Genomic DNA, 13,441 nt, shown 5'->3' with positions numbered 1-13,441 from the left:
AACTCCGGTTCGGGAATCCGTGATCAGCTGCCCCACGCCGCACTCCGCCGACGGGTAACCTGCGCTCGTGTCCGCCGCCCCCGCACCCCCGTCCGCCGTCGTCGATCTGCTCGGCCTGGTGGCCCTCGGCGAGCTGTTCGCCTTCGACCGGATGGCCGCCGACGCCCGGCTCGCCCCCGATCTGCGGCGCCGGGCGGAACTCAGCGCCATGGCCGCGGCGGAGATGGCCAACTACCGGCGGCTCGCCGACCGGCTCACCGAACTGGGCGCGCTGCCCGACGACGCGATGGCGCCGTACGTGACGGCGTTGCAGGCGTACCACGACTCGACCGAACCGAAGGACTGGCTGGAGGCGGTGACCAAGGCGTACGTCGGGGACGCCGTCGCCGACGACTTCATCCGGGAGATCGCCGAGGCGCTGGCCGAGCCGGACCGGCAGTTGGTCCTCGACGTGCTGCACGAGTCCCGGTACGCCGACTTCGCGGCCGCCGAGATCAGGGCGGCGATCGAGGCGGACCCCCGGGTCGCCAACCGGCTCTCCATGTGGGCGCGGCGGCTGGTGGGGGAGGGGCTCTCCCAGGCGGGCCGGGTGGCCGCCGCCGACCGGGGCGCGCTGACCGGCCTGATCGTCCGGGACGGGGCCGGGGACGCGCAGAAGCTGTTCCGGCGGCTGACCGCCGCCCACACCGAGCGGATGGCCGCGGTCGGACTCAACAACTGAGCGGCGGTGGTGCGCGGAATCGGGGTGGTACGGGGCCGGTCCGCGGCAGGTGAGCTTCCGGCACCTGCCGCGGCGACCCGGGTGGTCCGGCGGGCGGTGGACCCGACCGTCAGCGGACGGTGAACCCGACCGACCGCGGCGCGGCCTCGGCGATCTCCACGTAGGCGAGCTTGCTGACCGGCACGATGACCCGCCGGCCCTTCTCGTCGGTCAGCGAGAGCGTCCCGTCGCCGGCGATGGCGTCGGTCACGATCTGCTCGATCTCGGCCGGCGACTGCGCGCTCTCCATGACCAGCTCGCGGGGCGCGTACTGCACGCCGATCTTGACCTCCACTGTGCCTCCTCATCCGGGCGAAACGACCGCCCTCGGAAGGCTAGCCGATCCGGGCGGGCGATGGTCACGGTGACTCGGTTTGCTCCGCCCCCGTCGCCGGCTCCCCCTGGAGCGGGAAGCTGGCGATGCCACGCCAGGAGAGGGCGGCGAGCAGTGCCTCCGCCTCCGCCTTCGGCACCTGCCGCCCGCCGGCGAGCCAGAACTGCGCGGCGGTCTCCGCCGCCCCCACCAACCCGGACGCGAGCAGCTCGGCGTGCGCCCGGCTGACCCCGGTGTCGGAGATGATCGTGTCGGTGATCGCCGCGATGCAGCCCTGCTCGACCCGCTCCACCCGCTGCCGGACGGCCGGGTCGTTGCGCAGGTCGGACTCGAAGACCAGGCGGAACGCCTCGCTCTCGTGGTCCATGAAGTCGAAGTACGCCCGGACCGCCCCGCCGACCCGCTCCTTGTTGTCGCTGGTCTCGCGCATCGCCTCGTGCACCTTGGCCACGATCGCGTCGCAGTGGGTGTCCAGCAGGGCGAGGTAGAGCTCGAGCTTCCCCGGGAAGTGCTGGTAGAGAACGGGCTTCGAGACCCCGGCCCGCTCGGCGATGTCGTCCATCGCCGCCGCGTGGTAACCCTGCGCGACGAACACCTCCTGCGCCGCCGCGAGCAGCTGCCTGCGCCGCGCCGACCGTGGCAGGCGCGTGGGACGGCCGGCCGTCTGTGAGCCGTTCCCCACAGCTGTCATGGGAACCTCCGAGTTCGTCGTACGAGCTGGTACTTCCTACCCGAACCGGTCGGGTCACTCGCCCCGCCGAGGAATTTGGCCCGCCGCTGTAACTTATCGCCACTGTCACCACACGGTAGCCTCAGCGGGGGCGACCAAGGAGCGCGCGGTGGATGAAACAGGGCAACCCGGTGCCGCCACCCCGGGAGAGCACGGCGATGGGACGGGTCAGCAGGATGACCTGGCTCACTCGGCCAGCGCATGGGCGCCGTCGGGCGCCGGCTGGTCCCGTGCCGCCGACGGCGGGTCCCGGGGGGAACCGGCCCGTACCCAGTGGCGTCCCTCCGACCCGGGCCACGGCTGGGCCACGTCGTCGTCGCAGCACGGCGACCTGCCCGCCCCGCTGCCCGGTGTCGACGAGCTGAGTGAACTGCCGAGCCGGGTCAACGGCCGGCGGCTCAACGGTCACGCCCACCGCGACGAGGCCCCCGGCGCGCGACAGGTGCCGGTCAGCGCGCCTCCCGGCCTGGCCGGGGAGCCGCGTGATCCCGACCACGGTCGGCTCGCCGTCCCGGCGCAGCGGCCCGCGCCCGCACGGGAGCAGACCGGCGAGCCGGGGCGGGAGGCCGCCGCCCTCCGCCATCCGACCGGCGGGCAGCCGGTGGTGCCCTCGGACGACACCGCCGTCCGCCACCCGACCGGCGGGTATCCCGTGGTGGAGACCGGTGGGCCGACGACGCACCCGACGGTGGACGCGGAGACGCTGCGCCACCCCACCGGCGGGCACCCGGTGCTCCCCCCGGAGGGCCGCTCGGCGCGGCACGCCTCGGACGAGCCCTCCGCCACGCCCGCGGAGCGCCGGGCCGAGGGGGTCCGCCCGACATCGGTGCCCCCGGCCCAGTCGCCCGTCGGGTTCGACGCACCGCCTCCGCCGCCGTCTCCGGTGGATCGCCCTGACGGTCCGAGCCGGGGCGCCGCCCCGCCCGCCTCTCCGACCTGGGGCGAGCCGGCCGATCCGTATCCGGCCGAGCCCGGGCCGGCTGGTCCGTCACCGTCCGACGTCGGAGTCGACGCCGAGCGCCGGCCCTGGAACGCGCCCACCGACCCGGAGCGCCCGAGCTGGGCCGGGGGTGGCTGGGCGCCGCCGTGGTCCCGCGAGGGAGGCGGCGGCCGGCGTTCCCGCGCCGAGCGGCACCGCGAGGAGGACGAGCCGACCGGCCGGTGGCCCCGGGAGGAACGGCCCCGCGAGGACGTGCCACCGGCTTGGGCGCCCCCACCGTCCGAGGCCCGGGAGCCCGAGTCACGTCGCCTCCCCGACCCCACCCGAACACCGTCGACCGACTCCGCCGTCCCCGGGACGCCGTCGACCTACGGTCCGGCAACGCCGTCGACGGAGCCCAGCTCCGGTCGGGCGGCCCGGACCGAGCCCGGCCCGACACCCACGGCCGAGGCCGGGGGCGTGCGTGTCTCGTCGGCCGAGGCGGGCACGCCGTACCGGTCCGCCGAGGCCGGTGGCGCACGGCTGTCCGCACCGGACGCCGGTGCGCCGTACCGGTCCGGCGGACGACGCTCCTACGAGCCGGAGGCGGAACCACGCCGGCCGTACCCGCCGGTGGACCAGACCGCGTGGGCGCCCGGGCGCCCGGCGTCCGCGCCGTCCAGCGCCCCGCCGGTGCCGTCCAGCGCCCCGCCCGCGCCCTCCCCGACCGACCCGACGGAGCCGTCCGGCGTCCGTCCCGAGAACCGCACCGTCCGGCCCTTCCGGCTCCGGCCCGAGGCGGCCGAGGCCGACCATCCCCCGTCGGCCCCGCCGCCCGGTCACCACCCGGACCGCGCCGGTGCCGGTCCCCTCGGGGCATCCGCCACGAGCGGTGCCGGGCGCGTCGACCCCATCCCATCCGCGCCCGCCCCGGCGAGCGCATCCCTGTACACGGCTCGTCGATCCGCGCCCGACCCGGTGTCCCCGGCTCCGTCCACCGCCGCCGACCGCCATCCGGGCGGCAGGCCGGTGGTGCTGCCCCAGCGCGTACCCGCCGAGCCGGACGTGCCCGTCGTGCCGGAGCCGCCAGCCGTGGAGCCCCCCGCCCAGACCCCCGAACTCGCCCGCATCGCCACCCACCTGCGGCGGGAGGACGAACCGGCACCGCCCCCGCAGGAGCGCCCCGAGGGGTTCGACGTCAACGCGATCCTCGACGCGGTCCGGGGCGTGGCCGGGGTGCGCGACGCGTCACTGCGCCGCACCGCGGCCGGTGCGCACAGCCTCCGGCTCGACCTCGCGGACGGCGCGGACGCGGCCGAGGTGAGCCGTATGGTCGCCCGCCTGCTCCAGGAGCGGATGGGCCTGGCCGCCGCGCCACAGGACGTGCCCGGCACGGTGCCCACGCCCGAACCGCCGGTGCGCCGCCGGATCGCGCCCCCGCCGGAGGGCCGGGCCGAGGTGCCGGCCGACGTACGCCGTCGCCGCCGGCAACCCGGCACCCCCCGGGGGCGGGCCAGCGTGGAGGAACAGCCCACCCCCTGGGCCGCCTTCGGTGGCGCGGCCACCGGGAGCCCCGTGGCGGCCACCGGGAGCCCGGCGACGCTGGCCGCCTCGTACTCGGGGGCGCAGCGGACCACGACGGAGACCGCGCCGTCCCGGCCGCTGGACACCGGCGGTGTCCCCGGTCCCCGGGTGGTGATCGACCACGTGCAGGTCAGCACCTTCGGTCTCGACGCCGACGTCGAGGTGCGCCTGCTGGCCGGCGCGCGTAACGCCTCCGGGCGTGCCGTCGGGCCGGCTGTCGACGGGTACGTCCTGCGCCTCTGCGCGGTGGCCGCCGCGGCGGCCGTCGACGAGCTGCTCCGGGTGGCCGGCGCGGGGCGTGGACGGTGCTTCGTCGAGCACGCCGCCGTGGTGCCCTTCGGCACCTGCGAGGTGGCCACGGTGGTCGTCCTGCTGGTCTGTGACGGCTGGGTCGAGCAGCTCGCCGGTTCGGCGCTGGTCTCCGGCGGCGACCCCCGGCAGGCCGTGGTCCGGGCCACTCTCGCGGCGGTCAACCGTCGATTGGAAGCGCTGCTGACCTGAGTGTCCGGGGGCAGACTGGAAGCATGAAGCCCGCGACGCTCGGCCCGGACGATCTTCTCCCGGCCGACCGGATCCCACCGCCGTGGCCCGGTCGGTCGGTGCTTCTCGACGGCACGAGGATCCACGTCCGGGACACCCCGGCGACCGCCCCGGACGCGGAACCGGCGCTCTACGTGCACGGCCTGGCCGGGTCGGCGCAGAACTGGACGGACCTGGCCGGGCTGCTCGCCGGCCGCCTGGCCGGGCAGGCCGTCGACCTGCCCGGCTTCGGTCTCAGCGATCCGGGCCACCGCTACACGATCGATGCCTTCGCGGACCGGATCGTCCGCTGGATCGAGGTCTCCGACCGTGGTCCGGTGCACCTGTTCGGCAACTCGCTGGGCGGAGCGGTGGCGGTCCAGGTGGCCGCGCTCCGGCCCGAGCTGGTCCGGACGCTGACGCTGATCTCGCCGGCCCTGCCCTTCCTCGACTTCCGCCGCTCGTTGCAGGGGCGGATGCTTCCCCTGCTGGCGATCCCCCGGGGCGAACGGCTGGCCGCCTGGCGGCTGGCCCAGCTGGCCCCCGAGGTGATGGCCCAGCAGGCGATGGAGGCGTGCATCGCCGACCTGAGCCGGATCGGGGAGCAGCGACGCCGGGAGGCGCTGGAGGAGATCCGTCTCCGGCACCAGACCGCGCACCACGCTGCGGCGTACGTGCGGACGTTCCGCGGCATCGTCTCCTGTTTCCTGCGGTCGTACCTGCCGGGGTCGAGGTCACTGTGGCGGATGGCCCGCGCGGTCCAGGCCCCGACGCTGGTGATCGGCGGACGGCACGACCGGCTGGTCGACGTACGGGTGGCGCCGCAGACGGCCCGGGTGATCCCGGACAGCCGGCTGCTGATGCTCGACGCCGGGCACGTGGCGCAGATGGAGCTGCCCCGGACGGTCGCCCGCGCGGTGCTGGGACTTCTCGACGACGTGGCGCCCGTGCGCGACCCGGGGTGACGTGGCACGCTGAGCGGGATGACCTCCCCGTCCTCCCACCCCCGACGTCCACTGTGGAACGCCTACGCTCTGGCCGCGTCGGCGGCCGCGGTCGTGGTCGCGGTCGTCACGGCCGTGTTGCCCGCCCGGTCCGGCACCCAACCGGCCGGAACGACATCGGCCGGCACGACATCGGCCGGCACCGTGCCGGCCGTGACCGGGTCAGCCACGGCCGGATCGGGCACCGCTCCGGCCGCCCCGCTCGCCGCGCCGGTCCCGTCGTCGTCCGTCACCGCGTCCCCGCCGCTGCTGCGGATGCCGGGTCCGGTGCCGTCGACCGGGCGGGGCACCTTCGGCTACGACGACCGCCCGGGTGAGCTGCTGGGCCGCGCCGGCACCCTGCGCCGCTACCGGGTGGCGGTGGAGGCGGGCTCCGGGGAGGACGCCCGGACGTTCGGCACCGAGGTGGAACAGGTGCTCGCCACCCCGGGCAGCTGGATCGGCAGTGGACGGCTCCGCCTGCAACGGGTGCCGGGGAACGCGCCGCACGACTTCACCATCCACCTGGCGACCCCCCGGACGGCGGGCACGATGTGCGCGGCGGGTGGGGTGAACATCCGGGTCGGTGGCCGGCCGTACACCTCCTGCCGGGCACCGGGGAAGGTGATCATCAACCTCGACCGGTGGCGGACGTCGGTGCCGCACTTCGTCGGTGCCGGGGTGCCGTTGACGGCCTACCGGGCGTACGTGGTGAACCACGAGGTCGGTCACGAGCTGGGGTACCGGCACGAGCGCTGCCCGAAGCCGGGGCGGCCGGCGCCGGTGATGATGCAGCAGACGCTCTTCCTGAAGGGGTGCGTCGCGAACCCGTGGCCCTACCTCGACGGCCGGCGGTACGCGGGCCCCCGGCTCTGACCCACCGGTCGTCGGCGACCACATGTGAGGGGTTTTCGCGGAAACGGGGCTTTCTGCCCGGTTGGCGGGGCACGCTGCTGGTATGCGACCCTCCGCCGCTTCCGACCGGCCCGGTCCCGCTGCCGTCCCCACCCGCCGGTACGGCGGCACCGCCGACCCGCTGTCCCGCGCGTCCGGTGGCTCCGCCGGCCCCTCGCCGGAGTGTGCCGGCCCGGCCGGTGGTCCGCCCGTCGGGGCGTCCGGGCCGGTGGCGGGTGCCGGACGCCGACGGGTCCGCCCCGTCGCGCTGGCCGCCCTGCTGGTGGCCGGGGTGGCGACGCTGGTCCTGGTCCGGTCCGCCACACCGACCGCTCCCGGCACGGTGGCGCCGACGGGCGGTGCCGGGGCGTACTCCGGCCCGGAGACGGGGGCGCACGGGCCGGTGCCGGAACCGCCGTCGGAGACGGACGACCAGCGCTCGGCCGCGCCCGTCGAGCGGGGATCCGGGCGTTTCGTGGCGGTGGCGGGCGGATCGCCGGTGGCCGGCACGGGCGGTCCGGTCCACCGCTACCGGGTCGGCGTGGAGGCCGGCACCGGGCAGGACCCGGCCGTATTCGCCGCCGCCGTCGACGCGACGCTGGCCGATCCCCGCAGCTGGATCGCCTCCGGTGAACTGCGGGTGCAGCGGGTCGCCGGGGCGGAGGCCGCCGACTTCACCGTCTACCTGGCCACCTCCTTCACGTCGGAGCGGATGTGCGCCGAGGGGGGCCTGCACACCGCCGGCTACACCTCCTGCCGGCTACCCGGAAAGGTGATCATCAACCTGGACCGGTGGCTCACCGCGGTGCCGGACTACGCCGCGCCGCTCGCCGTCTACCAGGCGTACGTGATCAACCACGAGGTCGGGCACGAGTTCGGCGAGTTGCACGAGGCCTGCCCCGGCCCCGGCCGACCCGCCCCGGTGATGCAGCAGCAGACCTACGGCCTGGCCGGCTGCGTCGCCAACGCCTGGCCGTACCTCGACGGCCGCCGGTACGCCGGTGACCTCGTCCCCTGAATCCGCGACCGGCGGACGCGGCCTCGGGATATTCCCGCTCCCGCATGTCGGGCGCGTGTCGCTCCTCATGGCCGACCGGCGGTCCGGCGAGCAACAATGGCGCGGCAACCAACGCCGATCCCGGGGAGTCCACCGTGTCGTTGCCCCCGCTCGTCGAGCCCGCCGCCGAGCTGACCGTTGACGAGATCCGCCGCTACTCGCGCCACCTGATCATCCCCGACGTCGGGGTGGAGGGGCAGAAGCGGCTGAAGAACGCCCGGGTGCTCTGTGTGGGCGCGGGCGGCCTCGGCTCGCCCGCCCTGATGTACCTGGCCGCGGCCGGCGTGGGGACCCTCGGCATCATCGACTTCGACACGGTGGACGAGTCCAACCTCCAGCGCCAGGTCATCCACGGCCAGTCCGACGTCGGCCGCTCCAAGGCCGAGTCCGCCGCCGCCACGGTCCGCGAGATCAACCCGCTGGTCACCGTCGAGATCCACAACACCGCGCTGGACCGGGAGAACGTCCGGGACATCTTCTCCCGGTACGACCTGATCGTCGACGGCACCGACAACTTCGCCACCCGGTACATGGTCAACGACGCGGCGGTGCTGCTCGGCAAGCCGTACGTCTGGGGGTCGATCTACCGGTTCGACGGCCAGGCGTCGGTGTTCTGGGCCGAGCACGGTCCCTGCTACCGCTGCCTCTACCCGGAGCCCCCGCCGCCCGGCATGGTCCCCTCCTGCGCCGAGGGCGGCGTGCTCGGCGTGCTCTGCGCGTCCATCGGCTCGATCCAGGTCAACGAGGCGATCAAGCTGCTCGCCGGCATCGGCGAGCCGCTGGTCGGCCGGCTGATGGTCTACGACGCCCTGGAGATGAGCTACCGCAAGATCAAGGTCCGGAAGGACCCGGACTGCGTCCTCTGCGGCGAGAACCCGACCGTCACCGATCTCCTGGAGGACTACGAGGACTTCTGCGGCGCGGTCTCGGTCGAGGCGCAGGAGGCGGTGGTCGACGCGACCATCACCGCGGTGGAGCTGAAGGAGTGGCAGGACGCCGGCAAGGACGTCTTCCTGGTCGACGTGCGGGAGCCGGCCGAGTACGAGATCGTCCGCATCCCCGGGGCCACCCTGATCCCCAAGGGCGAGATCCTCTCCGGCGAGGCGCTGTCGCGGTTCCCGCAGGACCGGCAGATCGTGCTGCACTGCAAGTCCGGCGTCCGCTCCGCCGAGGCGCTCGCCGCGCTGAAGGCGGCCGGGTTCACCGACGCGGTGCACGTCCAGGGTGGCGTGCTCTCCTGGATCAAGCAGATCGATCCCTCGCTGCCCGCGTACTGAGTCGCCCGGAAGGGGCCCCGCCCGGTGGCGGGGCCCCTTCTAACATGTCCGCCCCGGCCGGCGTACCCCCGCCAGCTGGGTTTCCTCGGCCGAGCTACCGAGGTGCAACCCGGCCGGGCTCGGTAGCGTCGTCGTCGTGGTCGATCTGGACGCCGCCATCGGCTTCGTCATGGCGCACGGTGACGCGGTGGAGCGCGCCCGGCTCAGCTGGCTGTGCACCCGAACGCCACCCGCGCCGGAGACCCTGGACTGGGCAGAGGTCGGCCAGACGCCCGACGGCGGCTGGCCGGCGGTGTGGGCGGGCGACGTCGCCTCGGTGGACGCGACCTGCTTCCGCCTCGGCGAGCTGGACGACCTCGGTGCGCTCGGCCGCCCGGCCGCCCGGAAGGCGTTGGACTGGCTTGCCGCCCGGCAGCAGCGCGACGGCTGGTGGGAGGAGGACCCGGCGCTGACCGACACCGCCCCGGCCTGGGCCCGTCCCGGGGATCCGGAGGCGCGGTACCACCTCACCGCCAACGCCGCCTTCTGGCTCAGCGTCGCCGGTCTGGACGCCCGGGCCGCCGGCCCGCTCGACGACCGGGTCGGCGGGGCGTACGCCGGCGTCGTGCACGCCGCCGCCCGCGCCCTGACCGACGGGCTCGCCCCCGACGGCACGTGGCCGTCGTACCTGCCGGCGGGCTGGCTCAGCGCCGCCGTACTGCACCTCCAGCAGGCGTACGACGAGGCGGCCCGGATCCGGGCGGTGCTCGACGAGCGGATGCGCGACCTGTCCCCGGCGGACGCGGCCTGGCTGGCGGCGACCCTGCGCCGGGTGGACGTGCCGGCGGCGGAGTGGACGCTGGTGGCCGCCCGCCACCGGCTCGCCGCCACCCAACGCACCGACGGCGGCTGGAACAGCGACGACGGCCACCACTTCAACGTGCACACCACGCTCGCGGTGATCCGCGCCTTCCGGTGAGCCGGGCCTGCGGGTGAGCCCGGCCTGGGTGTGCCCGGCTTGGGTGTGTGCAGGGGTCCCCTGTTACTCATTAAGCGGTAACAGGGGACCCCTGCACACACCTGGGAGCCGAGCGGCTCAGGGCCGGCGGGCCACCACCGCGCCGTTGGCCCCCGGCGCGTCGAACGCGATCGTCCGGACGCCGGTGAAGCCGGCATCGGTCAGCCAGGCGGCGTACTCGGCACCGGAGTAGTTCCGGCCACCCTCGGTCTCGACGAGCATGGTCATGCCCATCAGGGCCGCGGCTGGCGGGCCGGTCCGCTCGTCGTTGAGCAGCCGGTGGCGCGCGCCGAAGTCGTACGCCCCACCGAGCGCTCGTCCGGTGAACGCCGAGGTGGAGTACATCGCCTCCCAGAACAGCCGGGAACCCGATAGCCCGTGTCGGCGTGTCGACTGCCCGGACACCATCCGTGAGGTGATCGCCCGTTGCTGTTCTGTCCAGCGGCCCCGGCCCGGCCGGCTGTATCCGGTCGGGGCCGACGCGCCGACGGCCCCGACCGGGTACGCGGTCAGCCGCGCAGGTGGCCGTCGCCGGTGACGACGTACTTGGTGCTGGTCAGCTCGGGCAGCCCCATCGGTCCCCGCGCGTGCAGCTTCTGCGTGGAGATGCCGATCTCCGCGCCGAAGCCGAACTCGCCCCCGTCGGTGAACCGGGTCGACGCGTTCACCATCACCGCCGCCGAGTCGACCCGGGCCACGAACTCCCGGGCCGCCGACTGCGAGTCGGTGACGATCGCCTCGGTGTGGCCGCTGCCGTACCGGCGGATGTGCGCGACCGCCGCGTCCAGCGAGTCGACGACGGCGGCCGAGATGTCGGCCGACAGGTACTCGGTGCCGAAGTCCTCGTCGGTGGCCGGCACCACGGCTTCCGAGTACGCCGCCACCCGCGCGTCACCGTGCACGGTCACCCCGGCCTCGGCGAACGCCGCCAGCACCGGCGGCAGGAAGGCGCCGGCGACGTCGGCGTGCACCAGCAGCGACTCGGCGGTGTTGCAGGTGGAGAGGCGCTGGGTCTTGGCGCTCACGGTGATCGCGACGGCCTTGGCCAGGTCGGCTGCGGCGTCCACGTACACGTGGCAGTTGCCCACGCCGGTCTCGATCACCGGCACCGTCGACTCCTCGACCACGGTCCGGATCAGCGACGCCCCGCCGCGCGGGATCAGCACGTCCACCAGGCCCCGCGCCCGCATCAGTTCCTTCACCGAGTCGCGGGAGGTGGCGTCGAGCAACTGCACCGCGTCGGCCGGCAACCCGGCTGCGGCGACCGCGTCCCGCAGGACCGCGACCAGCGCCGCGTTCGAGTGCGCGGCCGAGGACGACCCGCGCAGCAGCGCGGCGTTGCCGGACTTCAGGCAGATCCCGGCGGCGTCCACGGTCACGTTCGGGCGGGCCTCGTAGATGATCCCGACCACCCCGAACGGCACCCGGATCTGCCGCAGTTCCAGTCCGTTCGGCAGGGTCGAGCCGCGTACCACCTCACCGACCGGGTCGGGCAGCGCCGCCATCTGCCGCAGCGCGTCGGCGATCCCGGCCACCCGGCCCGCGTCCAGCGCCAGCCGGTCCAGCACTGCCGCGCTCAGGCCGGCGTCCCGCCCGGCCGCCAGGTCCGCCGCGTTCGCGGTCAGGATCTCCGGCGTACGCGCCACCAGCGCGTCGGCCATCGCGTGCAGGGCGGCGTCCTTCGCGGTACGCGTCGCCACGGCCAACGCGCCCGCCGCCTCCCGCGCCCGACGGGCCTGCTCGGTAACGCTCATCGTTCACCTTCCTGATAGGAGGGGCCCCCTGTTACCGCTTTTTGTGGAGCAGGGGACCCCTGCAACCACCTCACCCCGGCGTACCCGTCCGCCGTCAAAGCAGCACCAGGTCGTCGCGGTGGACCACCTCACGTTCGTACGCCGGGCCGAGCGCCGCGGCGAGTTCCGAGGTGGAACGCCCGAGCAGTCCGGGTAGCTCCACCGCGTCGTAGTTGACCAGCCCACGGGCCACCGGGGCGCCCTGCGTGTCGACCAGGTCCACCGGATCGCCGGCGGTGAACGCGCCGTCGACGGCGGTGATCCCGGCCGGAAGCAGGGACTTGCGTCGGCCGACCACGGCCTGCACCGCACCCGGGTCGAGGTGCAGCCGGCCCCGGGGGGAGGTGGCGTGGGCCAGCCAGAAGAGGCGGGCGGTGGGCCGCTGGCGTACCGGGTGGAAGAAGGTGCCCACCGGCTCGCCGGCCAGCGCGGCGGCGGCCAGCGGCGCGGCGGTGAGCACCACCGGGATGCCGAAGCCGGTGGCGATCCGGGCCGCCTCGACCTTCGTCACCATGCCGCCGGTGCCCACCCCGGCCCGGCCCGCCCCGCCGATCTCCACGCCGGTGAGGTCCTCCTCGCCGCGTACCTCGGTGATGCGGGTCGACTCCGGCCGGCGCGGGTCACCGGTCCAGAGCGCGTCGACGTCGGAGAGGAGGATCAGCAGGTCGGCGTGGACCAGCGCGGCCACCAGCGCGGCCAGCCGGTCGTTGTCGCCGAACCGGATCTCCTCGGTGGCCACCGTGTCGTTCTCGTTGACGATCGGCACCGCCCGCAGGTCGAGCAGCTTGCGCAGGGTCCGGTACGCGTTGCGGTAGTGCGCCCGGCGGGTGACGTCGTCGACGGTGAGCAGCACCTGCCCGACGGTCAGCCCGTGCCGGGCGAAGCTGGCCGCGTACCGGCCGATCAACAGACCCTGCCCGACGCTCGCAGCCGCCTGCTGGGTGGCCAGGTCCCGTGGGCGGCGGGGCAGGCCGAGCGGGGCCAGCCCGGCGGCGATCGCGCCGGAGGAGACCAGGACCACCTCTCGTCCCTGTCCGGCCCGCGTGGCGAGGGCGTCCACCAGGGCCGTCACGCGGGCGTCGTCCAGCCCTCCGCCGGTGGTGGTCAGCGAGGAGGAGCCGATCTTGACGACGACGCGTCGGGCTGTGGTGACTGCTTCGCGCACCCGCCCATTCTGCGTGGTCGGTCCCGCTCCGCCCGCCGCCGTTCCCATATCGTGGCTGGCCATGACACCCGAGGAGTACGTCGAGGCGGTGCTGGATCTGGTCGAGCGGATCCCGCCGGGGCGGGTGATGTCGTACGGCGCGATCGCCGACACGCTGGCCGAGCGCTCCGGTCGTACCTCGGCCCGGCTGGTCGGATCGATCATGGCTCGGCACGGCGGCGGGGTGCCCTGGCACCGGGTGGTCAACGCGGCGGGCCGCCTCCCACCCGGCCACGAGCGGGAGGCCCGGGCCCGGCTGCGCGCCGAGGGCACCCCGCTGCGCGGCGACCGGGTGGACATCGCCACCGCCGGCTGGCAGCCGGCGGATTGAGCGCTCTGCGCGGGCTTGTGTGGTTGCAGGGGTCCCCTGCTCGACAAAAAGCGGTAGCA

11 protein-coding genes and 2 pseudogenes are annotated in these 13,441 nt (G+C 75.0%); 8 read left to right on the top strand and 5 right to left on the bottom strand.

The genetic code is table 11. From position 1 onward, the window contains the following. The first annotated feature begins 67 nt into the window (after positions 1-67). Positions 68-721 carry a ferritin-like fold-containing protein gene (locus IGA62_RS09185; protein ID WP_145815410.1) on the top strand — a complete coding sequence of 218 codons (654 nt, stop codon included), beginning with the start codon at positions 68-70 and terminating at the stop codon, positions 719-721. A 109-nt stretch (positions 722-830) separates the two neighbouring features. On the opposite strand, the gene IGA62_RS09180 is transcribed toward IGA62_RS09185, so the two are convergent. Together IGA62_RS09180 and IGA62_RS09175 are read right to left on the bottom strand one after the other, a co-directional pair. Then, positions 831-1,055: a DUF3107 domain-containing protein gene (locus IGA62_RS09180; protein WP_091452120.1), complete on the bottom strand. Its 225-nt coding sequence runs from the start codon at positions 1,053-1,055 to the stop codon at positions 831-833. Positions 1,056-1,119: 64 nt separating this feature from the next. Then, the gene (locus IGA62_RS09175; RefSeq protein ID WP_145815411.1) at positions 1,120-1,785 is read right to left on the bottom strand and encodes a TetR/AcrR family transcriptional regulator; all 666 of its coding nucleotides are present in this window, start codon (positions 1,783-1,785) and stop codon (positions 1,120-1,122) included. Positions 1,786-1,933: 148 nt separating this feature from the next. Here IGA62_RS09175 and IGA62_RS09170 point away from each other — a divergent pair, with 148 nt between their 5' ends. The 6 genes and pseudogenes from IGA62_RS09170 to IGA62_RS09145 all read left to right on the top strand — a co-directional run bounded on the left by IGA62_RS09170 (position 1,934) and on the right by IGA62_RS09145 (position 10,015). Beyond that, positions 1,934-4,828 carry a hypothetical protein gene (locus tag IGA62_RS09170; RefSeq protein ID WP_190289270.1) on the top strand — a complete coding sequence of 965 codons (2,895 nt, stop codon included), beginning with the start codon at positions 1,934-1,936 and terminating at the stop codon, positions 4,826-4,828. Between the two features lie 23 nt (positions 4,829-4,851). Next, on the top strand, positions 4,852-5,811 hold the full coding sequence (locus IGA62_RS09165; protein WP_145815412.1) for an alpha/beta fold hydrolase: 960 nt from the start codon (positions 4,852-4,854) through the stop codon (positions 5,809-5,811). An 18-nt stretch (positions 5,812-5,829) separates the two neighbouring features. Continuing rightward, entirely contained in the window at positions 5,830-6,705 is an 876-nt protein-coding gene (locus tag IGA62_RS09160) for a DUF3152 domain-containing protein (protein WP_145815413.1), read from the top strand. Between the two features lie 82 nt (positions 6,706-6,787). Next, positions 6,788-7,741: a DUF3152 domain-containing protein gene (locus tag IGA62_RS09155; protein ID WP_145815414.1), complete on the top strand. Its 954-nt coding sequence runs from the start codon at positions 6,788-6,790 to the stop codon at positions 7,739-7,741. Positions 7,742-7,808: 67 nt separating this feature from the next. Next, a pseudogene (moeZ, locus tag IGA62_RS09150) lies at positions 7,809-9,057 on the top strand (adenylyltransferase/sulfurtransferase MoeZ). Between the two features lie 136 nt (positions 9,058-9,193). Continuing rightward, positions 9,194-10,015, top strand: coding sequence for a prenyltransferase/squalene oxidase repeat-containing protein (locus tag IGA62_RS09145; protein ID WP_186499710.1), 822 nt, complete (start codon positions 9,194-9,196; stop codon positions 10,013-10,015). A gap of 117 nt (positions 10,016-10,132) precedes the next feature. Here the strand turns inward: IGA62_RS09145 and IGA62_RS09140 are convergent. The 3 genes and pseudogenes from IGA62_RS09140 to proB form a co-directional block, all read right to left on the bottom strand. Beyond that, a pseudogene (locus IGA62_RS09140) lies at positions 10,133-10,330 on the bottom strand (methyltransferase); the annotation flags it as partial. 233 nt (positions 10,331-10,563) lie between these two features. Next, entirely contained in the window at positions 10,564-11,808 is a 1,245-nt protein-coding gene (locus IGA62_RS09135; RefSeq protein WP_145815416.1) for a glutamate-5-semialdehyde dehydrogenase, read from the bottom strand. Positions 11,809-11,902: 94 nt separating this feature from the next. Then, positions 11,903-13,060 carry a glutamate 5-kinase gene (gene proB, locus IGA62_RS09130; RefSeq protein WP_145821710.1) on the bottom strand — a complete coding sequence of 386 codons (1,158 nt, stop codon included), beginning with the start codon at positions 13,058-13,060 and terminating at the stop codon, positions 11,903-11,905. 13 nt (positions 13,061-13,073) lie between these two features. On the opposite strand from proB, the gene IGA62_RS09125 reads away from it, so the two are divergent. Then, positions 13,074-13,382, top strand: a complete 309-nt coding sequence (locus IGA62_RS09125) for an MGMT family protein (protein ID WP_145815417.1) — start codon at positions 13,074-13,076, stop codon at positions 13,380-13,382. Positions 13,383-13,441 lie beyond the last annotated feature (59 nt).

Origin of the sequence: Micromonospora sagamiensis (assembly GCF_014680085.1) — a bacterium.
GTDB classification, from domain to species: domain Bacteria; phylum Actinomycetota; class Actinomycetes; order Mycobacteriales; family Micromonosporaceae; genus Micromonospora; species Micromonospora inyonensis.
The sequence above is the reverse complement of the archived record's forward strand: the minus strand, read 5'-3'. Positions and strand labels throughout refer to the sequence as shown.

Bases quoted from the DNA above. Each gene is read 5' to 3' on its own strand.
- IGA62_RS09175 (WP_145815411.1), bottom strand. From the start codon at position 1,785: ATGACAGCTGTGGGGAACGGCTCACAGACGGCCGGCCGTCCCACGCGC.
- IGA62_RS09155 (WP_145815414.1), top strand. From the start codon at position 6,788: ATGCGACCCTCCGCCGCTTCCGACCGGCCCGGTCCCGCTGCCGTCCCC.
- IGA62_RS09160 (WP_145815413.1), top strand. From the start codon at position 5,830: ATGACCTCCCCGTCCTCCCACCCCCGACGTCCACTGTGGAACGCCTAC.
- IGA62_RS09125 (WP_145815417.1), top strand. From the start codon at position 13,074: ATGACACCCGAGGAGTACGTCGAGGCGGTGCTGGATCTGGTCGAGCGG.
- IGA62_RS09165 (WP_145815412.1), top strand. From the start codon at position 4,852: ATGAAGCCCGCGACGCTCGGCCCGGACGATCTTCTCCCGGCCGACCGG.
- IGA62_RS09135 (WP_145815416.1), bottom strand. From the start codon at position 11,808: ATGAGCGTTACCGAGCAGGCCCGTCGGGCGCGGGAGGCGGCGGGCGCG.
- proB (WP_145821710.1), bottom strand. From the start codon at position 13,060: ATGGGAACGGCGGCGGGCGGAGCGGGACCGACCACGCAGAATGGGCGG.